Consider the following 21,153-nt stretch of genomic DNA (forward strand, 5'->3'; position numbering starts at 1 on the left):
TCCGGCGCCGCTGTCGTGCCGGGTGGTGGGGGCCGCCCGGCCGGGCGATCCCCACCACGCTCAGACGGGGCTCACCCCGCGGGCGCTTCCCATCCGAACGGCATGAGCACGCTCTGCAGCTCGCAGTAGGCGTCCAGCCCCTCGGGTCCGTTCTCGCGGCCGAGGCCGGAGTTCTTGAAGCCGCCGAACGGCGCGCTCGGGTCGAAGGCGTACCAGTTGATGCCCATGGTGCCGGTGCGCACCCGCTGCGCCACGGCGAGCGCGGCGTCCGGGTCGGCCGAGTACACGGCTCCGGCCAGACCGAACTCGGAGTCGTTGGCGATCCGCACGGCCTCGTCGACGGTGTCGTACGCGATGACCTGGAGCACGGGCCCGAAGATCTCCTCCTGGGCGATGGTCATGGAGTTGTCGACGTCGGTGAACACGGTCGGCTGGACGAAGGCACCCTCGGCGACGCCGGCGGGCAGTCCCTCGACCTTCCCGCCGCCGTAGGCGATGATCGCGCCCTCCTCGACACCCTTGCGGATGTACCCCTCGACGCTGTCCTTCTGCTTGTGGTTGGCCAGCGGGCCGAACGCGGTGCCCTCGGCGGACGGGTCGCCGACCGGCATGGCCTTGACGTTCTCGACCAGGGCCTCCACGACCTCGTCGTAGCGCGACCGCGGGGCGAGGATGCGGTTCTGGGACACGCACGCCTGGCCGGAGTTCATCAGGGCGGAGAACACCATGGTCCCGGCGTTGGCGGCGATGTCGGCGTCCTCGAGGATGATCGCCGCGCTCTTGCCGCCGAGCTCGAGCGAGCAGCGGGTGAGGTTCTGCGCGGCGATCCCGGCGATGTGCTTGCCGACCCCCGTGGAACCGGTGAACGAGATCTTGTCGACCTCCGGGTGCGAGACCAGGTGGTCGCCCACCGAGCTCGGGCCGGTCACCACGGACAGCACACCCTCGGGCAGTCCGGCCTCGCGGAACAGGTCCGCCAGCCACAGCGCGGACAGCGGGGTCGCGGACGACGGCTTGAGGACCACCGAGCTGCCCGAGAGCAGGGCCGGGCCGAGCTTGGCGGAGTTGAGGTAGAGCGGGACGTTCCACGCGGTGACGGCGGCCACCACACCGACGGGCTGACGGGTCACCACGGACGCCCCGTAGTCGCCGTGCCGGACCTCGGACCACGGGAAGTCCGCGGCCAGCTTCGCGTAGTACCGCAGCACGCCGAGCGTGGGTGTCACCTGGATCATCGCGGCGGTCCCGGGAGGGGTGCCCATCTCGTCGGAGAGGATCTGGCAGACCTCGCCCTGGCGTTCCTCGAGCATGTCGGCGACCCGGCCGATCAGCGCGCCGCGCTCGGCGGGCGGGGTGAGCCGCCACACGCCCGACTCGAAGGAGTCCCGGGCCTGGCTGACCATCTCGTCGACGTCCTCCGTGGTGGTCTCGGCCACGCGCCCGACGACGGCGTTCGTGGCCGGGGAGGTCACCTCGAGAACCCCGGTGGAGAGGGGGTCTGTCCAGCGAGTGCCGGAGAAGAGCTTGTCATGGACGACGACCACGGGGACCTCCGAGAGGTAGAAAACAAGAACGTGTTCCACGATCGTAGACGAGTGTCCGACTCCCCGGGCGGCCCTCGCCCACGCCGCCCGCCGCACGCCGCCCGGTGCCCGGCGCACGCCGCCCGGTGCCCGGCGCACGCCGCCCGCGACGCTCACCGGGCCCGCAGCACCACCACGAGGTTCGACACGAGGACCTCGCGGACCAGCGGCACGCGCACCAGCCACCACGCCCACCGCGGGTGGTACCGGGGGAAGGCGGCCAGCAGTTCGCCCGACGCCGTCCCCCGCGCCCACTCGAGGCCCTCCGCGCATCCCACCTCGAACAACGACTCGCCGTAGACGTTCTTCGGCGGGTGCCCGTGTCGGCGTTCGTACATCCGCCGGGCGCGCTCCCCGCCGAGGTAGTGGGTCATCCCCATCTCGTGACCGCCGAACGGGCCGTACCAGAGGGTGTAGGAGACCACGACGAGGCCACCGGGTCGCGTCACCCGGAGCATCTCCTCGGCCATCGTCCAGGGCTCGGGCACGTGCTCGGCCACGTTGGAGGAGATGCACACGTCCACCGAATCCGACCGGATGGGCAGCGACATCCCGCTGCCCCGGACCGAGCCCGACTGGTCCAGCCCGGCAGCGGACATCTCCCCCACGTCGGGCTCCACGGAGACGTACCGGGCGCCCTCCGCGGCGTAGGCCTCCGAGAAGTAACCGGGCCCTCCTCCCACGTCGAGCACCGTGAGCCCCGGGAGCCGGGCGCCTGCCGGGTGCCCGGTATCCGTCGACGACGCGGCGTCACCCGCTCCGCCCCCCGACGGGTCCCCGGGCCGGTCCCCGGACTCCGCCCACAGGTCCGCCACCAGCTCGACGGTGTCCCGTGCCAGCCCGGAGTAGAAGGCGTCCGGGTCGGACTGCTCCAGGGGGAACGAGCGCAGGAGCCCGAGCGAGCGCCCGAGGGTGGCGCGGCGGGCCACCGAACGCAGTGCGCTCGACCGGTGATCTGCAGGTGGGGTCACAGCGGAGACGATACCGGCGGGCCTCCGCCCGACCCGCGCTGAGTACAGTGTGCGCCGTGGCTCGAATCCTGCTGCTGTGCTGGCGAGACAGCACCCATCCGCAGGGCGGCGGCAGTGAGCGGTACCTGGAGAACGTCGCGGACGGACTGGCGGCCGCGGGACACACCGTCATCTACCGGACCTCCCGGTCCCGCGGCGCGCCCCGCTCGGAGGTGAGACGGGCGGGGGTCGGGACAGCCGGCGGCACCGGGCCCGGGGTCACGGTCAGCCGGGGCGGCGGCCGCTTCACCGTCTACCCGCGCGCCCTGGGCGCGATGCTGCTCGGGCGCCTCGGGCTGGGGCCCCTCGGCGCGCTGCGGAAGCCCGACGTCGTCGTCGACACCCAGAACGGCGTCCCCTTCTTCGCCCGGCTAGCGACCACCGCGCCCGTCGTGGTGCTGGTCCACCACATCCACCGCGAACAGTGGCCCGTCGCCGGGTGGCTGGTCGCGAGGATCGGTTGGTGGATCGAGTCGTGGCTCTCGCCGCGCGTGCACTCGGGCAGCCAGTACGTCACCGTGTCGCTGCCGTCGGCGGACGAGCTCGCCGACCTGGGTGTGGACCCGGCCCGCATCGCGGTGGTCCGCAACGGCCTGGACCCGCTGCCCTCCGGGGTCCGACCGGGCGCGCCCGGGACCCGCGCCGAGGGCCCGCACCTGGTGGTGCTGTCCCGGCTGGTGCCGCACAAGCACGTCGAGGACGCCCTGGACGTGCTCGCGGCGCTCCGCGGCACCCACCCCGGGCTGGTACTGGACGTGATCGGCAGCGGGTGGTGGTCCGACCGGCTCCGCGAGTACGCGGGCGACCGGGGCCTGGACGGGGGACTGGACGGGGGCCTGGACCGAGGGCTGGACGGCGCCGGCACCCGCCACCCCGCGGGCGCGGTCGTGTTCCACGGGCACGTCGACGAGGCCACCAAGCACCGGATCCTCGCCGCGGCGTCGCTCCACCTCATGCCCTCACGCAAGGAGGGCTGGGGGCTCGCCGTCTCCGAGGCGGCGCAGCACGGCGTCCCCACCATCGGCTACCACCACGCGGCCGGACTGCGGGACTCGATCGACGACGGCGAGACCGGCCTGCTCGTGGACGACGTCGCGGCCATGACGGCGGCGACCGAGCGTCTGCTGGCCGATGCCGGTCTGCGCGACCGGATGGGCGAGGCCGCCCGTCGCAAGGCCGCCGGGCTGTCGTGGCCCGCGACCGGGGCCGCGATGGCCGAGGTCCTCACCGCCGTCACCGAGGGGCGCCGGGTCAGCGGCGTGATCGGCGGCCCACCCAGGCCAGCGCCGTCGCCACCACGCCGGTGAGCAGCCACGCGGCGTGCGCGGCCAGGACCGCCGCCCGGGATTCCGCGGGTGCCGGGGGCGGGGAGACGGGCCCGGCGGCGAGCTCCCGCCCGTCCGGCCCACCCAGCTCGTAGAGGACCAGTTCGGCGTCGGCGAACCTCGTCGTCGTCGCCGCCAGGGTCCGGTCGGAGGCTCCGCGGGGGCCGGCGGAGGTGCGCTCGTCGAGCACCCACCGCACGCCCAGGTCGGTCAGCTCCCGGGGGTCGTCCCCGCGCAGGAGCGCCTCGGTGGCCTCGCGGGCACGGTCGCCCTCGCCGGCCACCGTGCCCGCGCTGCCCACCACCAGATCGCCGGGGACCAGGACCCGGGTGTCGAGCATGCGGGGGGCGGGATCGAGGACGGCGGAGCCGCCGGCCCACAGCGGCGTCGAGCGGAAGGAGCCGGCCGGCAGGACCAACAGGTCGCCGGGACGGCCGTCGACGATCCCCGCCACCGTCGCCCACCCGTCGCCGTACGTGACCGGGCGCAGCGAGTCCCACAGGACGCGCGGCGCGTCCGGGACGGCGGACACGGCCACGGCCGTGACCACCAACGCGGCCCCGGCGGGTCGCAGCCGCGGGGCCAGCGCCCGGGAGGCGAAGCCCCAGGCGAGCACGGTAGCCGGCAGGGCGAGCGCGACGAACTTCTGGGTATCCCGCAGCAGGCCGGCCGCCGGCACCGCCCCCACCAGCGCGTCCAGCGCCGCCACCCCCGGACCCGTCGCGGCCAGTGCCACGAGCAGCCACGTCACCAGCGCGAGCGGGACGGTGGCGCGGACCGCCGGGTCGCGGCGGGCCCGCCACAGCCCGCGCGCCGCCAGCACCCACACCGCCAGCAGCAGCGCCAGCGCCGCGGCCGCCCACCAGCCCGCGCGCGAGGGCGGGACGGCCGCCGAGTTCCAGATCCCGCCCAGCGCCACCACCGAACCGAGGGTCCCGATGCCGGTCTCGGCGCGGGCGGCGAACGCGGCCACCCCGGTGTCCCCGCCGGTCGCGGCTCCGCCACCTGCCACGCCACCTCCCGCGGCTCCGCCGGCGAGCAGGGTGGCCACCAGCCAGGGCAGGGCGGTCACCACGGCCACCGCCGCGAGCGCGGTCGCCGCCCGGAGGCGTCGTCCCCGCTCGAGGTCCCGTCCGCCCCCGGGCCCCGCCCCGACGCCCGGGCCGGACCCCGCGCAGCCCAGCGACACCGCCGCGGCCACCACCGCCAGCACCCAGCCCGTCGGGGTGAGCCCCGCCGCGACCAGCGCCGCGCACGCCGCCGCGACGCGGGGGCCGGGCCGGGCCAGCAGCACCGGCATCGTCACCACCGCCGCCACCCCGGCCAACAGCGACCAGTGGCCCTGCAGGAGCCGCTCCACCACCAGCGGGTTCCACACCGCCACCACGACGGCGGGCGCCCTCAGCAGGTGGCCCGCCCACCCGGGGGTGTCGGCACCCGGCCCGGTGACACGCCGCACCACCTGCCGGACCAGGGCGCCCGCCGCCACCGCGAGCCACACGCAGATCACAGCCGTGAGCAGCCCCGTCAGCGGCCACACCGGCAGTCCGACCGCGTCCAGGGCGCGGGTCGCCCACACCACCGCCACGTCCTGCGGCACCGCGCGCGCGGCCGACTCGCCGAGCCCGAGCGCGGCGTCCGACAGCGGGGGCGTGGGCGTGGCCACCCAGTCCCGGAGCAACGGGAACCCCGGACGGGCCAGTCCGGCCAGCAGCAGCACCGTCACCACCGCCCCGACCGCGGCGTCCACCGCGACCGCCACACCCGGGCCCGGGACGGCTAGCCCGCGACGCGGACCGATCGAGGTGGCTGACATGCGCACATTCCACCACGACGACCGACGCGCCGAGGCCGCGGGCGACGCCCTACGATCACCGGTGTGGACCCTCAGGCGCGCGCGGCGGCACCCGGCTCCGCCACCAGGCGATTCCTGACCGGCGCCGGGGCGGTGACGCTCGGGTCCCTGCTGGCCAACATCGCCGCCTACCTGCTGCACCTGCCGGCGTCCCGGTGGCTCGGGCCCGAGGGGTACGGCGCGTTCGCCGCTCTGCTGTCCGCGCAGTTGTTGGTCGCGGTGCCGTCGCTGGCGCTCCAGGCCGTGGTGGCGCGGGAACACGTCCGCGGGGCCCCGCACGAGGCGCTGCGTTCCCTCGGCGCGCGGGTCGCGCTGCTCGTGGCGCTCATCGCCGCGCTCGCCGTGGTCCCGGTGTCACTGCTGCTCGACACCCCGGTGCTCGCCACCGCCGCCGCCCTGTCACCGGGCCCGGTGCTGTGCCTGTTGGCCACCGAGCAGGGGCTGCTGCAGGGCGCCGAGCGGTTCCGTGCGCTCGGGATGGTGCTCGCCCTGGCGGGTGCGGGCAAGGTCGTCCCGGCGGTCGCGGTGCTGGCCGCCGGCGGCGGGGTCGGGACGGCGCTCGCGGCGGGGGCGGTCGGCGTGGCCGCGGCCTGGGCGGTGGCCGCGTGGGTGTGCCGGGCGACGACGACGAGGCGGTCCCGTCCCCCGGCCGGCGGGATCACCCTGGCGTCGCCCGGTGTGGCAGCAGTGCTGGCGGCCGGCCAGGTCCAGCTGGTGATGATGGCCCTGACCTCGGTCGACCTGCTCCTCGCTCGCGCACTGCTGTCGCCCGAGGACGCGGGCCGCTACGCACTCGGCGCCGTGGCCGCCAAGGCCGCGTTCTGGCTGCCCCAGGCGGTCGGCACCGTGCTCTACCCGAGGATGGCCGACCCCGCCGGGCACCGCGGCGCCGTCCGCTCGGCCGTGGGCGTGCTGCTGGGGATCGGCTCGGTGGTGGTGCTGGCCGCCGCGCTGGCGGCCCCGCTCGTGCCGGCCGTGGTGGGCGAGGCGTACCGGCCGGTCACCGGGGTGCTGTGGGCCTTCGCCGGCCTGGGCGTGACCCTGAGTGTCCTGCAGGCGTTCCTCCTGGCCACCATCGCCGCCAACCGGACCGTGGAGGCGGGGATCGCGTGGTGCGGCTTGGCGCTCACCGCGGCGGCCGTGTGGGCGGCGCCCCGGGATCTGGGGTCGGTCCTGGGGGCGACGCTCGTGGTCGTCGTGCTCACCACCGTCGTCGCCGGCTGGAGGGCGTTCCGGGTCCGCCCGGCCTGAGCAGTCGCCTCCGCCCGGCCTGAGGTCCGCCCGGCCTGATCCGCCCGGTTTGGTCAAGGCCAGCCAACGAGAAGAGCGTTCCGCACACCCGCCTCTCGGGCGATGTGTGCGGAACGCTCTTGACGATGCGGGAGGTGCGCCCGCCGGAGGAGCGGGACCCGGACCCGGGTCAGCGGGAGGTCAGGCGCGCGTCGCCGGCCCGGCGCCACCGTCCCCGCGCACACCGCGGGTGTCGCGCGTGCCCCGGGTGGTGCGTCCCCCGGCACCGCTGCGGGCACCCAGGAGGATGCCACCGAGCAGCGCCAGCACGCCCAGCACACCGAGCACGGCCGGCAGGATGCGACCGAACGTGTTGAGCGTGTCGGCGGTCTCCTGGGCGGCGGACTGCGTGATCTCCTTGGTCTCCTCGTTCCAGCCGGACTCGAATCGGACGGCCGTCCGGGTGGGCTCGGCCTTCTCCTCCTCCATGCCCGCCGCGTCGTTGAAGAAGGCCTCGGCCTCGTCCTGGTCCTCGGCGAAGAACTGGTAGATGTTCTCGTTGCCGTTGATCACCTGGCCGGTCTCCGGGTTGACGTACACCGTGCGGGTGTTGGTGTAGTAGCGACGCATGTCGACCTCGCGCTCCGGGTCACCCTCGAGGCCCCACTGGCCCGCGGTCATGCCCTCGCGCCGGTAGCTGGCCAGCACGGCCTCCACGGCGGGGTCGTACCCGTCGGTGATCGAGGCGAAGTGGTCGCGGATCGAGGACCACATGTCGATCGGGCCGAGCTCCTGGCGGAACTCGTACGCGTCGATGCCGCCGACGGTGGTCTCACCGACGAAGGAGATCGGGTTGGTGGTGAAGGTGCTGGCGTCGAAGTAGTCGTAGTCCCGCTGCTCGGTGTCGAACGGGAACTTGTACTGCAGGCCGTTGCGGACGAACCCGGTGGGGGCGGAGTCCTCGGCCCCGGTCGCGACCAACTGCAGAGTGCTCACGGCCTCGTCGATCGGCTCCGCGGACACGCGGTCCACGGTGACGCGGTCGATCGAGGCGTTGACCAGGCCCTCGACCCCGTCCGACCCGGTCTTGTCCTCGCGGAGCAGCGACTGCGCGGCCTGGAACGTGATCACCTCGGCGTCCGACGGCTCGACCGCCTGGACACGACGCTGCGAGTAGAGCGGGATGTCGTTGTCGATGAAGCAGGTCACCGGGAACTGCACGTCGGCGTCGTCCGCCTCGGCACCGTCCTGGGTCTCGACGACCTCGTCGTCGCCCGCGGCACCGTCCCCGGGGGCGTCGGTGTCCTCGTCTCCGGCCGCGTCACCTTCGCTGCACTCCGGCCGGGTGGAGTTGAGCTCGGTCGGCGAGTTGCCGGCCAGGGCCGCACCCACCAGGACCGCGCCCTGCGTGGTCTCGGTGACGGTGGTGGTGTTGATGTCCAGCGGAGTCTTCTTCTGCGCCGGCACGACGAAGAAGACGAGCGCCAGTGCGATAGTGATGAGGAACGCGCCGAGCCCGACGAGGACCAGCGCGGGCACTGACGACCTCCGTCCCGCGGAACTACTCTGTCGTGCCATCGGTTGTCCTCCTGGAGTCGCACCCTGGATCCGCCGGTTACCGCCGGGTAGCTCCCCGGGTCGGTCGCCGGACCGGACCATCATCAGGAGAAGATTAACAGTGATGAAGAACGCATTCGCCACCCCCGACCGACAAGTCGGAACTCTCCCGTCCGCCACAGGCTTCGTCCCGGCGCTGGAGGGCTTCCGCGCGGTCGCCGCGCTCGCGGTCCTCACCACTCACGTCGCGTTCCAGACCGGGTCCTCCACAGGGTCGGCGATCAACCGGGTCTGGGGCCGGTTCGACCTGTCCGTGGCGGTCTTCTTCGCCCTGTCCGGGTTCCTGCTGTGGCGGGCCCACGCCCTCCACGCCCGTCGGGGCGGACCCGGCACCGCGCGGTCCGCGGGGACCTACCTGCGTTCCCGCCTCGTCCGGATCATGCCGGCCTACCTCGTCCTGGTGGCCGCGGTGTTCTTCCTCATCCCCCAGAACGCCCGCAGTTCCGCCTCGACCTGGACTGCCAACCTGACCCTGATGCAGGTGTACGTCCCCGACTCCCTGGTCGAGGGTCTGACCCACGCGTGGTCTCTGTCCGTGGAGATGTCCTTCTATCTCGTCCTGCCCCTACTGTGGTGGGCTCTCGCCGGGCTCCGGGGTCGCGCGGCGCGATGGCGCATCCCCGTGATCGCGGCCGTGGGGGTGCTGAGCCTGGCGTGGGCTCTGATCCCCTGGTACGACCTCGGACTGCCCGAGCGGGTCAACGACCAGATCCTGCCCCCGGCGTTCGCCTCATGGTTCGCGGCGGGGATGATCCTCGCCGAGCTGGCCGCCGCCCCGCCCGGACGCATGGCCGCGTTGGCCCGGCACCGCCACGCGCGGTGGGGCTGGTGGACCGTGGTCGCGGCGGCGTTCGCGGCGAGCACCCACCCGCACTGGTTCACCGAGGGGTTCGTGCATCCCTCCGGGCCGGAGTTCGCGGCCCGGACCGCGCTGGGTGCGGTGGTGGCGTTCTGCCTGCTGGCCCCGGTCACGCTGGCTCCCCGGGGACAGCGGTTCGCGGTGCTGGACTCCGCTGTGATCGGCATGCTGGGCCGGTGGTCCTACGGCGTGTTCCTGTGGCACGTGCTGGTCCTGCACTTCGCGTTCCAGATCGCGTTCGTTCCCATGTTCTCCGGCCACATGCTCGAGATCTGGCTGATCACCGTGGTGGTCTCGATCGTGCTCGCGGCGGCCAGCTACGCGCTCGTGGAGGAGCCGTCGGGGCGATGGTTCGCCCCCCGGCGCACTCCCCGCGGCACGCCGAGTACCGACGGCCAGGCCGCGGCCAACCCGGCGCAGACGAGCCCGGCCACCGTCGCGACCTGAGGGCCCCAGCCGTCGCCGGCGTACCCCAGCGGGTCCGGCCAGGGCGCGCGGGACAGCAGCGCGGCGCCCGCGACGATCCCCACCCCCGACCCGATGACCAGCAGCTCCCGCGCCCGGCCCGCGCCCAGGTGGCGACTGGCCACCAGCGCACCGCCGCCCAGCACCGCCGCCAGACCCAGCCCGACCGGGCCCGCCAGCGCGTAGGCGACGGCCGCCGTCGCTGTCGCGGTGACGACTCCGCCCGCACGGCGCACCTCGGCGCGGGCGCCCGCACGGTCGCGACCCCGGAGCAGGAAGAGGATCAGGACGAGCGCCAGCACGAACGGCCCGGTCAGCAACGCCGCCCGGTACGGCCCGTCGAGCGGGACGGTCAACACGAGGGTCGCCCCGGTACCCGCTGCGGGCAGGACCCAGCCCTGTTTCCAGCCGTCCACCGTCACCGGGCGGGCGTCGGGCACCCCGCTGCCGTCGTCGGCGACCAGCCGCGCCTGCCACGCGGGGCTCACCGACTCGGGCACCACCAGGACTCGCTCCCGCGGCGCGGCGGGCACGTGCAGCTCACGGCGCGAGGCGTCCCACCGGACCGTCGTGACGGCGCGGGTCGCCTGCAACCCCCCGCCCAGGACCGGTGTGCGGGAGGTGGCCTCGGCGCGACCCGTGCCGGAGCGGCCGGCACCGTCACCGCCGTCGACACCACCGTCGACGACGACGACGAGGCCCACCGTGTCCACCGAGAACGCGTCCCCGGGGTCCACCGAGACCTCGACCGGCCCGGCGGCCATCGCGACCGGGTCGTCGTCGCACAGTTCGACGGGAATCGCTCGGCCGTCGAGCAGCTCCCGCCGCGTCGTGGTCAGGCGGGTGGGGACCGCTCGCTCCCCGATGAACACCCGGGGGCCGTCCTGGCAGGACAGGGTCACCGGCTCGTCGTTGGCCGCCGGCAGGGCGCCGATCCGGGCACCGGTGGCGTCCTGCACCCACACCTCGGCGATCCCCGTGGGCACCTGCGTCCCTCCCGGGGTCCGCACGTCGTGCGTGGCGTCGATCCGGACCGTCACCCGGTCGGTGTGGTCGGCGGGCAGTGGGACGACGACGGACCCGTCCTCCTCCGGCGCGACGGCGTCGAGGTCGACGCGCGTGGTCTGGACGCCGCTGTCCACGGTGATGACCCGGGGGGCGGCCGGGGCGGCCGACCGCGGTGCCCACACCCTGATCGAGCCGACCAGGTGGCGGCCGGGCAGTCGCAGTTCCAGGGTCGGCGAGGGGACGTCGGGGGCGTACCAGCTGGTCGACCGGTCACCGTCGACGGCCGCGGACGGGCCGCCGGCGGGGTCGGTCACCAGGGACTCCCCCACGGCCCGGACCTGTCGCGCGCGCGTGGCGGGGTCACCGCGGAGCACGTCGTCCAACGCCGCGCCGGCCCGCGGGCGCACGAGGAGCTGCGGCAGCACCGCGGTGTCGGTCGGCACGTCGAGCAGGCGGGCGAAGCGCGCCGGTTCCTCGGCCTCGATCGCGAGCTCCGGGGCGCACCGCACCGCGCCGGTCTCCTCCTCGGCTCCCGCCAGACCCTCGACCGGGCTCCCGCCGTGGACGCAGTCCGATCGGCCGCCCAGTTCCTGCCGCAGGAGCCAGCCGGACGGCGCCCCGGAGCCGGGGGGCCGGTCCGGCAGCGCCACCACCCGCAGCAGCGGGATGTCCTCGCCGGCCGAGCTCAGGGCGAGGTCCGACACCTCGAAGTAGGTGCCACGGCCCCCGTCGGCGAAGCCCGTCGCCGTGACCCTCACCGTCTCGGTGGGGCCCGGGGGCAGCGCCACGACCAGCTCTCCGCCGCCGGTGGGATACGCGGTGGTGGTGCCGGAGTCCGTCCGGATCTGCAGGCTGCTCACCTCCGGCCCCGCGTCCGGGACCGGAACGGTGATCCGGAGCAGGCCCCGGTCGACGGGCTCGGGGAGCTCGACCTCGATCCACTGGCCGAAGGCCGAACCGTAGCCCCCGGAACGCCAGGCGGTGTCCGGGTCACCGTCCACCGCCGCCGCCACCGACCGCGCGGGTCGGACCGGGCCGGTCTGGGCGGAGTCCGATGCCGAGGACGAGGCCCGCACCCGCGCGTCCCACCACCGGGCCTGCGCCAGTGGCGGCTCGGTGTCGGAGACGGTGGCCGCGTAGTCCGGGACCGCGCCGCGGCTGCGTCGGGGGTCGCCCTCGGCCCGGACCGCCGACGAATGGTGGTCGAGGCGGCCGAAGTCGGTCTCCCGGTCCGTCGGGGAGTCCGTGAGGACAGGGGCGGTGGAATTGACCGGTCGCGGCCTGGGGAAGGGATCGGAGGCGGGGTCCACGCCCGCCGCCTCGGCGTCGACCTCGAGCAGTCTGGTCACCCGGGCCGGGGACCCGACCGTGTCCTGCACGGCCAGCAGGTCGTCGAGCCGGGACAGCGACTCCGGGCCGCCGGCCACCACCGGCAGGTCGCGTACCTCCACCGTGTACGGGGCCGTGGCCGACCGGGGCGGACCCGGGGATGTGGCGTCCGAACCCAGTCGGGAGTCGACCCGGTAGATCTCGATGGCCGGATAGGCGGGGCGGAGGCCCGAGTCGGGGACCACGACCACCTCGTCGTCGACGTCCGTGCCCCCGACCGGATCCCCGAACTCCGCGACCTTGACCAGCCCCGGGGAACCGTCGAGCGCCTGGTGGACCAGGACCGGCCGGGGCGCACCGGAGTCTGCGGTGAGATCGTTGCGCACCACGAGGAAGCCGATCCCGAGCGAGGCGAGCGTGGCCGCCGTCCCCGGGGCGGGGTTGCCGTCGGCGAGGCGGCGTTGGACGGCGTCGAGCGCGCGGATCGCCGGCGCGGGTTGTAGGGGCACCGAGTCCCGGACGGCCCACGGGGTGGTGGCCAGTGGTTGCAGGGGTTCGTCGCGGGTGACGCCCCAGACCTGACGGCCGAAGGACGACCCCGGCACCACCAGAGCGCGCGTGGTCGCGGCGGGGTCGAGGTCCCCGCCCCCGACATCCGCGGCCCCCGGCCGGGCGACCGGCGCGTTCTCCGAGAGCCAGTCGGCGGCGTCGGTCCAGTGGTCGGGGATCGCGGCGTGGGCTCCCACGGGCGCGAGCCGGCCCGGCAACGCCGGGGCCACCGCCACCGTGCCCGCGAGCACCACGACCATGGCCACGGCGACAGGGCGGTTGCGCTCGGGATGGGCGACCGCGGTCCAGCCGCCGGCGGCCGGTGCGCCCCCTCCTCCGCGATCCGAACCCCCGGGTCCCGGCCCCCCGCGCAGGCCGGAGAGCAGCAGCGCCAGCAGATGAGCGGTGCCCAGCACCAACGGCAGGCGCACCAGGGGCTCGAACTTGTGGACGTTGCGCAGCGGCGCGCCGGCGCCGTCGAGGAACGCGCGCAGCGTCTCGGCCAGTCCACCGCCGGCCGGGCCGACCCACGGCGCCGCCATCGCCACCAGCCCGACGGCGGCGATCACCAGGAGTCGGCCCCGGGCGGGCATCGCCCGGTGGAGCAGCCCCAGCACACCGACCGCCGCCATCACGCCGGTGGCCAGGACGAACACCGGTTCGCTGGTGAGCGCGGCTCCGGCCACCCGGTCCGTCGACACGAACGGTACCCAGGTCGCGGCCCCGCGCAGCACCTCCGTCGCCGACGACCACCGCGTGGTGACCTCGGCGGACTCGATGTGGTCCAGGAACGGAGGCGAGACCCGGCCCAGGAGCACCAACGGAACAGCCCACCACAGGCACACCGCCACCGAGAGGGGCAGCCACCACGCGGCCAACCGCGCCCACGTGCGTCCGGGGCGGTGCATGAGCCACCACAGGATCGCGGGCAGGCACGCGATGGCGGTGGCGACCGCGTTGACCGCGCCCATCAACGCCAGGGCCAGCGCGGCACCCGCCCCACCCCGGCGCGGGGACATCCGCCCCTGCAACACCCGCACCACCGGGAGCAGCACCCACGGTGCCAGCGCGACCGGCCAGATCTCGGAGGAGATCGACCCGAGGTCACCGAGCATCCGCGGGGCGAGCGCGTAGAGGATCCCGGCCACGGCCCTGGTCTGGGGGGTGCCGATCCGCAGGGCGGCCGCGACCCGGACCACCCCCACGTAGGCGAGCGTCAGCAGAACCGCCCACCACAGACGTTGGGTCAGCCAGGCGGGCATCCCCACCAGGTCGAACAGCGCGAAGAACGGCCCCTGGGGGAAGAGGTACCCGTACGCCTGGTTCTGGACCTGGCCGCCGAACGACAGTCCGGTCCACAGGTGGGTGGCCTGGACGAGAAAGCGTCCGGGGTCGACGACGAGGTCGTACTTGGTGTCCGGGACGACCAGACCCGGGGACTGCAGGCAGGCGAGGAGGAGGAAACCGAGGAACGCGACGACCGCGTCGCGTGCGCCTGCACCGAGACGGATCCCGCGGGTCACCTCGGCCGGCGCGGGGGAGGGACTAGCGGGCGCCGTACTCGACCTGGCCGAGGAGGGCCTGGTCGGCGGGCGGCTGCGCGACCTCCGGGATGGAGTTCTCGGCCATCGCGGAGCTGGCTCCGAAGGCGACGATGCCGCCGAGGACGATTCCGCCGACTGCGCTGGCGAGCGCTCCGGTACCGAAGCTCATCGAGTTCTCCCTGCGGGTCACGAGAATGGGGTGTCCCGGCGGTGCCCCGGGGCACGCCGACGTCGACAGAGTATCACCCGGTACCCGGTGGATCGTGCGTAGTGTCGCCCACAACTACTTACTGGCCGGTAAGTTGGTGTGGGACACGACACCACGTCCCGCCGGAAGGAGTCCTGTGACGACGGGAACCAAACGGATCCCACGCGCGATCCGCGAACAGCAGATGCTCGACTCGGCCATCCGCGTGTTCTCCGACCTCGGCTACCGATCGGCGTCGATGGACACCATCGCCAAGGACGCCAGGATCTCCAAGCCGATGCTGTATCTCTACTACGGCTCCAAGGAGGAACTGTTCTCCGCGTGCGTGACCCGTGAGTCCGGGCGACTCATCGACCACCTCACCTCCGCGGCGACCAGTGGGACCGGTGCGCGTCACAGTCTGGAGAGCGTCGTGGAGGCGTTCCTCGACTACGTGGACAACCACGCCGACTCGTGGAACGTCGTGTACCGCCAGGCCGTCGCCGAACCCGCGTTCGGCGACGAGGTCGAGAAGACCCGCTCCGTCCTGGTGGACCTGACCACCGATCTGCTGGCGCAGAACTCGGTGGACGGGCGCAGCCGCGAGGTGCTCGAGGTGGTCGCCACCGCGCTCGTCGGGGCCGGGGAGGCCGTCGCCGACCGCGTCGCTCACCGGTCCATACCCAAATCGGTGGCCGCAGGAGTGGTCGTCGAACTCGCGTGGCGCGGCCTCGCCGGAGATCCCGCCAAGTCACTCACCACCCCGAAAGAGGAGAAGCCGTGACCGACACGACCGAAGACACCACCCGCCGCACGTCCCAGGGCGCCAGGACCCTCAGCCCGTTCGACCTGGCGGGAGGCCTGCCCTCTCTCGTCTCCGATCTGCCGACCGTCCTGCGTGGTCTCCGGATCGTCCGCACCTCCCGCGGGACCGACAAGATCTCCATCGGCAGGAGGTTCCAGGAACTGGCGGCCGGTCAGCCGGACGCCCCGTTCCTGCGCTTCCTGGGATCCGAGATCACCTACGGGGAGGCGAACCGGCGCGCCAACCTCGTCGCCGAGGTGCTCAAGGCCCGTGGGGTCGAGCGCGGCGACACCGTCGGCATCTGCATGGTCAACCGGCCCGAGGTCATGCTCGCCATCCTGGGCGCGGTCAAGGTGGGCGCCTCGGTGGGCCTGCTCAACCATCACCAGCGCGGGGAGGTCCTCGAGCACTCGCAGAAGATCATCGAGTCGAAGGTCGTCCTCATCGGGGCGGAGTGCGCCGAGGCCGCCGGGTCCATCCCCCGCGAGAAGTGGCTCGGTGAGTTGATCGCCGTGGGATCCGAGGTCGACCTCCCGTTCCGCGATTTCACGGCCGGCCATCGCCCGGACGAGCTCTCCGATCTGACCTGGCTCGAGGACGAGCTGGAGAAGCTGGGCGCGGACGCCGGAGCCACCAACCCGCCCGAGGCGGACGAGACGCTGGGCAACGAGACCGCGTACTACGTGTTCACCTCCGGCACCACGGGCCTGCCCAAGGCCTCGACCATGTCCCACTACCGCTGGAACCGCGCGCTCGCCGGTTTCGGCCTGTCGGGTGTGCGGCTCAAGAAGGACGACGTCCTGCTGTGTCCGCTGCCGATGTACCACAACAACGCGCTCACGGTCGGCCTGGGCTGCGTGCTCGCCGCCGGCGCGTGCCTGGCCGTCGAGGAGCACTTCTCCGCGTCGAAGTTCTGGGACCAGGCCCGCGCGGCCGGGGCCACCGCCGCCATCTACATCGGCGAGATCTGCCGCTACCTGCTCAACCAGGAACCCGGTCCGGGCGACCGGGACCATTCCATCCGGGTGATGACGGGCAACGGGTTGCGCCCCGAGATCTGGGAGGAGTTCCAACAGCGGTTCGGCATCGACCGGATCTGTGAATTCTACGCGGCCAGCGAGTGCAACATCGCATTCGTCAACGCCTTCAACATCCCCAAGACCACCGGCTACTGCCCGATGGACTTCGCGATCGTGGACTACGACCCGGACACCGGGGAGCCCCGCCGCGGCGCGGACGGCCGGCTCACCAAGGTGGGCAAGGGCGGGACAGGCCTGCTGATCAGCGGCATCTCCGACACGCAGCCCTTCGACGGCTACACGGACAAGGAGGCCACGGAGAAGAAGGTCATCCGCGACGCCTTCACCGACGGCGACGCCTGGTTCGTCTCGGGCGACCTGATGCTGGACCAGGGCCTCAAGCACGCCTCGTTCGTCGACCGGCTGGGCGACACCTTCCGCTGGAAGGGCGAGAACGTGGCGACCACCGAGGTGGAGGCGGCCGTCAGCGCTCGCCACGAGGTCGACCAGGCCGTGGTCTACGGCGTGCCGGTGCCGGGCGCCGACGGCAAGGCGGGCATGGCCGCCGTGCGGCTGCACGACAAGTCCGACTTCGACGGCGCCGCGCTCGCGGAGCACCTGCGCAGGTCGTTGCCGTCGTACGCGGTTCCGCTGTTCATCCGGCTCTCCAAGGAGCTCGAGGTGACGTCCACCTACAAGAGCCGCAAGACCGAGCTGCGCGAGCAGGCGTTCGACACCTCCCAGTTCGACGACCCGCTCTACGTCCTGTCGTCCGACAACGGATACGTCCCCTTCTACGATGGGGCGGAGAACGACGTCGTCGCCGGCAAGGCCTGAGGCCGGGGGCACAACGTAGGAGGTCCCGCCGCCGCATGCCCAGTCCCCGCATGCCCAGTCGCCGTGCGCACAGTCGCCGTGTGTCCGAACGACGGGCGCGCCGCGGCGGGACCGAGCTCTCCCGCCGTTCCCTCTTGATCGGCCTGTCGCTGGGCGCGGGAGGGGCGGCGGGATGGGCGCTGACCTCGGCCCTCGGGGCGGGCGGCGAGGACGTGGCGACGTCGGGCCCGAGCCCCGACTCCGTGGCTCCCCGTCCCTACGTCGCGCCCGAGGGTGCGGTCCCGGTCACCGAACCGCGCCGCCTGCACTACGGCGAGCCCGGTGACACGGACGGTCAGACCTTCGGTGACCTCTACCTGCCCGAGTCGGCCAACCCGGCCCTGCCGGTGGTGGTGTTGATCCACGGCGGCGGGTGGAAGGACTCTCTGGGCCTGGCCTACATGGAGAACCAGGCCCGCGACCTGGCCTCCTTCGACGTGGCGGTGTGGAACATCGAGTACCGCCGGGTCGGCTCCGGAGGGGGCTGGCCCACCACGGTCGCGGACGTGTGCCGGGCCGTGGACCACCTGGTGGAGGTCTCCGCGCAGGTGGGCGACCGGTTGGACCTGCGCCGGGTGGTGGTCGCCGGGCACTCCGCCGGCGGGCACCTGGCGCTGTGGGTCGCCGGGCGGGCACGCCTGCCGTCCTCTCTGCCCGGGTCGCGACCCGCCGTCCCCGTCTCGGGCTGTGTGTCCCTCGCCGGGGTCGCGGACCTGCTCCGTGCCGAGGAGTCCGGGGACAAGTACGTCGCCGGACTGCTCGGTGGCCGCCCCGACACGCGCCGTCAGCGCTACCGGGACGCCTCGCCCGTGACGCACCTGCCCACCGGGGTCCCGGTGGTGTGCGTCCACGGCCGCGACGACGAGGTGGTGTCGCCCGAGCAGTCCGAGGCCTACGTACGGGCCGCCCGCCGGGTGGGCGACCCCGCCCGTGTCTCGCTGGTGCCCGGTGGCCACGACCCGTGGGGCGACATCACCGGCCGGGTGTGGCACGACACCCGCGACACCGTGCTCGCGATGGCCCGCCGACCCCCGGGCCCCGCCCGCTGACGGCCCAGATCCACCGACGGGTGGACCCGGCCCCTCAGGAATCGGTGTGGCCGGTGTCCACCCGGATCCGCTCGAGCCGCCGGTGGGCGATCAACCACCGGCCGTCCACCCTGCGGTACCGCTCGTGGTAGTGACCCCAGCCGTGGAGCCAGTGGTCACGGCCGTCGACCGACCACCACAACCGGTCCTCCATCGCCCAGATGCCGGTGGCCGTGGGGTCGCCGGTGGCCGGGTCCGGGCCCGTCAGCTCCAGCACCGGGGTGTGCCCGTGGTGCACGCTCGTCACCGTGACGCGGCCGTCGAGGGTCGCGCGGATCGCGGCGGTGAGGGCCTCGCGACCGCGCACCTCGGGCGCCCCGCCGCCGGCCGCCCAGGACTCGCTGACCACGTCCTCGGTGTGGCACGGCCCGTAGGCGTCCCACTGTTTGGTGTCCATGACATACAGCCGGCGGGCGAAGACCGCGCGTATCGCCTCGAGGTCCTCCGCCGCGCTCACGTCGTGTAGTCGGCGTTGATCGAGATGTACTCGCGCGAGAGGTCGCACCCGTAGACCGTGCAGGCACCGTCGGCGGCGCCTGACTCGACCCCCAGGTCGACCGAGATCGTGACCTCCTCGGCCCGCATGATCTCGGTGAGCCGCTCGAGTTCGGCCTCACCGGGGAAGGCGGGGTAGGTCTCGAGGTCGCCGAAGACGATGCGCACCCGCTCCGGGTCGATGTCCGTGTCGTCGTGGCACTTGCCGATCGCCATGGCCACCCGACCCCAGTTGGGGTCCGCCCCGTGGACGGCGGTCTTGACCAGTGGGGAGTTGAGGATCGACTTGGCCACGCGCTTGGCCTGGTCGCGGTCGCGGGCCCCGGTGACCTCGACGGTGAGCAACGTGGTGGCCCCCTCCCCGTCGCGGGCCAGCTGACGGGTCAGGTCCAGACACACGGCCTCGAGGGCCCGCCGCAGCTCCGCCGCGTCCACCGGCCCGGCCGCGCCGCTCGCCAGCGCGATCGCGGTGTCGGAGGTCGAGGTGTCGGTGTCGACGGACAGGCAGTTGAACGTGTCGTCCACCGCACCTCTGAACACGGTGTCCAGCACACCGGGCTCCACGGCGGCGTCGGTGAAGATCACGGCGATCATCGTGGCCATGTCGGGTTCGATCATCCCGACCCCCTTGGCGATGCCCACCACCCGGGCGGGCGCGCCCGTCGTCGTCGTCACCTCCACCTGCGCTGTCTTGGGGTGGGTGTCCGTCGTCATCATCGCGCTGGCCAGGGCGACAGCGTCGGCGTCGAAGTCGGCACCGGCCAACCCGTCGAGATGGGAACGCAGGATCGGCATGGGGTACCGCCGGCCGATCACGCCGGTCGAGGCGATGAGCAGCTCTTCCGGCGCGACCCCCACGGCTCCGGCCGCCCGCTCGAGGACCTCGCGTGCGTCCGCCATGCCCTGTTCGCCGGTGGCGACGTTGGCGTTCTTGGCCACCACCACGACGCCCCGTGCCCGGCCGCCGGCAGCGTTCTCCCGGCTGAGCACCACAGAGGGCCCGGCGAAGAGAGAGCGGGTGAATACCGCGGCGGACGCCACCTGCGGGCCGTCGTTGACGACGACGAAGACGTCGTCCCCGCGCTCCCGCAGGCCCGCCGACCCCGCGTGGGCCCGGAAGCCCGCGGGCAGGGGGATCGATGCGGGCGCGTCAGCGGCGTGCGGTGTCATGCCGCCCATTGTCTCCCACGGGATCGCCCGGCACATCGCGACGCCCCATCCCGCCGCTCGACGGACCCGCGCGCGGCGCCCCCGCCGCGGTCGACCTCCGTAATGTGAGTTGAATTACGTGAGAAATGCCGACGGATCGTTACGCAGCAAATATGAACGCTTTCTTGCGCGTCAATTCCGCCGATAGGCCCCTTCCCGGAAAGAGCTTGCGGTCACGGCCGTAACGCTTCCCCGGCGATTCGGGATGTACATCGCGAGTCCGAACCAAGGACTGCACTACGAGCGCGGCCCACCCGGCGCCGCGCACTGACGAAAGGGGTCCCTCATGGGTTCCATCGAAGACATCGCTTACGGTTCGCTCGGCCTCGCCGGTGAGGTCATCGGCACCGGCTCCGCCGCCGCCACCGGCCTCCTGGCCGCCGGTTCGTCCGCGGCCAACGGGTTCCTGGGCCTCCCGGAGTCGTTCCTGGACTTCGTGTTCGGGATCTTCAACAGCGCTTCCTGATCGACGGTTGACGTCGGGCCCCGAGCCCGACCTCACCTCCTCGACGCCGGCATCCGCCTTCGGACGGATGCCGGCGTCGTGCATTTCCTCGCCTCTTCCCGCCCGGACCCCTCAGCACATTCGCCGACATTCGGCTATTGAGACATAGATCACATTAAAGCGATTCGGGCGGACTTCCTGCACGAGTAAAAGAACTCCATCCGCTAAAACCCCGGAAAGACGCCCCACCGCGTGAATCCGGCCGACGGACTACGTACGGTCCGGAAGTGAGTTCTCGATGGACTGATCGAGTTCGCGAGAGCTTCACAGACCGAGCGGCGTTCCGGCGCCGCCCCCCTGACGAAAGGACCATCACATGGGTTCCGTTTCCGAGTTCATCGACGGCATCGCGACCGGCTCCTCCGCTGTCAACACCGGCTCCGACGTGGTCGACGGCGGCACCGACCTGTTCGCCGAGGTCCTCGGCTTCTTCACCGACCTCCTCGGCAACCTGGGCTCCTGAGCCGGCGCGCCTGACGGCGCGATGCCCGGGATCGGCTCCGGCCGACCCGAGCCGCCCGCGACACCGGCCTCCGCTTCGGCGGGGGCCGGTGTCCGCATTTCCGGCGCCCGCATCACCCGCCGGCGCCGGTAG

15 protein-coding genes and 1 pseudogene are annotated in these 21,153 nt (G+C 73.4%); 8 read left to right on the forward strand and 8 right to left on the reverse strand.

Annotation, left to right across the window (positions count from 1 at the left end; genetic code table 11):
* Positions 1-71: 71 nt before the first annotated feature.
* Positions 72-1,544, reverse strand: a complete 1,473-nt coding sequence (locus ABD250_RS15155; RefSeq protein WP_182659185.1) for an aldehyde dehydrogenase family protein — start codon at positions 1,542-1,544, stop codon at positions 72-74.
* Positions 1,545-1,696: 152 nt separating this feature from the next.
* Positions 1,697-2,554, reverse strand: coding sequence for a class I SAM-dependent methyltransferase (locus tag ABD250_RS15160; protein WP_259848290.1), 858 nt, complete (start codon positions 2,552-2,554; stop codon positions 1,697-1,699).
* A gap of 56 nt (positions 2,555-2,610) precedes the next feature.
* Between ABD250_RS15160 and ABD250_RS15165 the strand changes: the two genes are divergently transcribed.
* Positions 2,611-3,900 (forward strand): glycosyltransferase family 4 protein, encoded by a 1,290-nt coding sequence (locus ABD250_RS15165; RefSeq protein WP_344393087.1) that lies wholly within the window; start codon positions 2,611-2,613, stop codon positions 3,898-3,900.
* On the opposite strand, the gene ABD250_RS15170 is transcribed toward ABD250_RS15165, so the two are convergent.
* Positions 3,845-5,734 (reverse strand): MmpA family trehalose lipid delivery protein, encoded by a 1,890-nt coding sequence (locus tag ABD250_RS15170; protein ID WP_344393089.1) that lies wholly within the window; start codon positions 5,732-5,734, stop codon positions 3,845-3,847. The genes ABD250_RS15165 and ABD250_RS15170 overlap by 56 nt on opposite strands.
* Positions 5,735-5,797: 63 nt before the next feature.
* On the opposite strand from ABD250_RS15170, the gene ABD250_RS15175 reads away from it, so the two are divergent.
* Entirely contained in the window at positions 5,798-7,024 is a 1,227-nt protein-coding gene (locus ABD250_RS15175) for a polysaccharide biosynthesis protein (protein ID WP_344393093.1), read from the forward strand.
* 180 nt (positions 7,025-7,204) lie between these two features.
* On the opposite strand, the gene pgfA is transcribed toward ABD250_RS15175, so the two are convergent.
* Positions 7,205-8,581, reverse strand: a complete 1,377-nt coding sequence (pgfA, locus tag ABD250_RS15180; RefSeq protein WP_344393098.1) for a cell envelope lipid trafficking protein PgfA — start codon at positions 8,579-8,581, stop codon at positions 7,205-7,207.
* A gap of 103 nt (positions 8,582-8,684) precedes the next feature.
* Between pgfA and ABD250_RS15185 the strand changes: the two genes are divergently transcribed.
* A complete protein-coding gene (locus tag ABD250_RS15185) occupies positions 8,685-9,926 on the forward strand; it encodes an acyltransferase family protein (protein WP_182658126.1) in 1,242 nt (413 codons plus the stop codon).
* Between the two features lie 1,007 nt (positions 9,927-10,933).
* On the opposite strand, the pseudogene ABD250_RS15190 reads toward ABD250_RS15185, so the two are convergent.
* Together ABD250_RS15190 and ABD250_RS15195 are read right to left on the reverse strand one after the other, a co-directional pair.
* Positions 10,934-14,353 (reverse strand): annotated as a pseudogene (locus ABD250_RS15190) (alpha-(1->3)-arabinofuranosyltransferase domain-containing protein); the annotation flags it as partial.
* Between the two features lie 22 nt (positions 14,354-14,375).
* Complete coding sequence (locus ABD250_RS15195) at positions 14,376-14,564, reverse strand: DUF2613 domain-containing protein (protein ID WP_304816525.1); 189 nt, start codon at positions 14,562-14,564, stop codon at positions 14,376-14,378.
* Between the two features lie 154 nt (positions 14,565-14,718).
* Between ABD250_RS15195 and ABD250_RS15200 the strand changes: the two genes are divergently transcribed.
* The 3 genes from ABD250_RS15200 to ABD250_RS15210 all read left to right on the forward strand — a co-directional run bounded on the left by ABD250_RS15200 (position 14,719) and on the right by ABD250_RS15210 (position 18,310).
* Positions 14,719-15,345, forward strand: coding sequence for a TetR/AcrR family transcriptional regulator (locus tag ABD250_RS15200; protein ID WP_182616332.1), 627 nt, complete (start codon positions 14,719-14,721; stop codon positions 15,343-15,345).
* Positions 15,342-17,222 carry a long-chain-acyl-CoA synthetase gene (locus ABD250_RS15205; protein ID WP_344393104.1) on the forward strand — a complete coding sequence of 627 codons (1,881 nt, stop codon included), beginning with the start codon at positions 15,342-15,344 and terminating at the stop codon, positions 17,220-17,222. Before ABD250_RS15200 ends, ABD250_RS15205 begins: the two co-directional genes overlap by 4 nt.
* An 80-nt stretch (positions 17,223-17,302) precedes the next feature.
* The gene (locus tag ABD250_RS15210) at positions 17,303-18,310 is read left to right on the forward strand and encodes an alpha/beta hydrolase (protein WP_344393106.1); all 1,008 of its coding nucleotides are present in this window, start codon (positions 17,303-17,305) and stop codon (positions 18,308-18,310) included.
* A 34-nt stretch (positions 18,311-18,344) separates the two neighbouring features.
* On the opposite strand, the gene ABD250_RS15215 is transcribed toward ABD250_RS15210, so the two are convergent.
* Together ABD250_RS15215 and argJ are read right to left on the reverse strand one after the other, a co-directional pair.
* Positions 18,345-18,806: a nuclear transport factor 2 family protein gene (locus tag ABD250_RS15215; protein WP_344393108.1), complete on the reverse strand. Its 462-nt coding sequence runs from the start codon at positions 18,804-18,806 to the stop codon at positions 18,345-18,347.
* Entirely contained in the window at positions 18,803-20,014 is a 1,212-nt protein-coding gene (argJ, locus tag ABD250_RS15220) for a bifunctional glutamate N-acetyltransferase/amino-acid acetyltransferase ArgJ (RefSeq protein WP_344393111.1), read from the reverse strand. The genes ABD250_RS15215 and argJ overlap by 4 nt, the downstream gene beginning before the upstream one ends.
* Before the next feature lie 325 nt (positions 20,015-20,339).
* On the opposite strand from argJ, the gene ABD250_RS15225 reads away from it, so the two are divergent.
* Both ABD250_RS15225 and ABD250_RS15230 read left to right on the forward strand, forming a co-directional pair.
* Complete coding sequence (locus ABD250_RS15225; RefSeq protein WP_182659374.1) at positions 20,340-20,519, forward strand: hypothetical protein; 180 nt, start codon at positions 20,340-20,342, stop codon at positions 20,517-20,519.
* Positions 20,520-20,874: 355 nt separating this feature from the next.
* On the forward strand, positions 20,875-21,021 hold the full coding sequence (locus tag ABD250_RS15230; protein ID WP_017836138.1) for a hypothetical protein: 147 nt from the start codon (positions 20,875-20,877) through the stop codon (positions 21,019-21,021).
* The last annotated feature ends 132 nt before the right edge of the window (positions 21,022-21,153 follow it).

The sequence above is a fragment of the Dietzia cercidiphylli genome (assembly GCF_039531545.1).
GTDB lineage: Bacteria > Actinomycetota > Actinomycetes > Mycobacteriales > Mycobacteriaceae > Dietzia > Dietzia natronolimnaea.

Coding starts and splice junctions, on each gene's coding strand:
- ABD250_RS15170 (WP_344393089.1), bottom strand. CDS start 5,734: ATGTCAGCCACCTCGATCGGTCCGCGTCGCGGGCTAGCCGTCCCGGGC.
- pgfA (WP_344393098.1), bottom strand. CDS start 8,581: ATGGCACGACAGAGTAGTTCCGCGGGACGGAGGTCGTCAGTGCCCGCG.
- ABD250_RS15185 (WP_182658126.1), top strand. CDS start 8,685: ATGAAGAACGCATTCGCCACCCCCGACCGACAAGTCGGAACTCTCCCG.
- argJ (WP_344393111.1), bottom strand. CDS start 20,014: ATGACACCGCACGCCGCTGACGCGCCCGCATCGATCCCCCTGCCCGCG.
- ABD250_RS15225 (WP_182659374.1), top strand. CDS start 20,340: ATGGGTTCCATCGAAGACATCGCTTACGGTTCGCTCGGCCTCGCCGGT.
- ABD250_RS15230 (WP_017836138.1), top strand. CDS start 20,875: ATGGGTTCCGTTTCCGAGTTCATCGACGGCATCGCGACCGGCTCCTCC.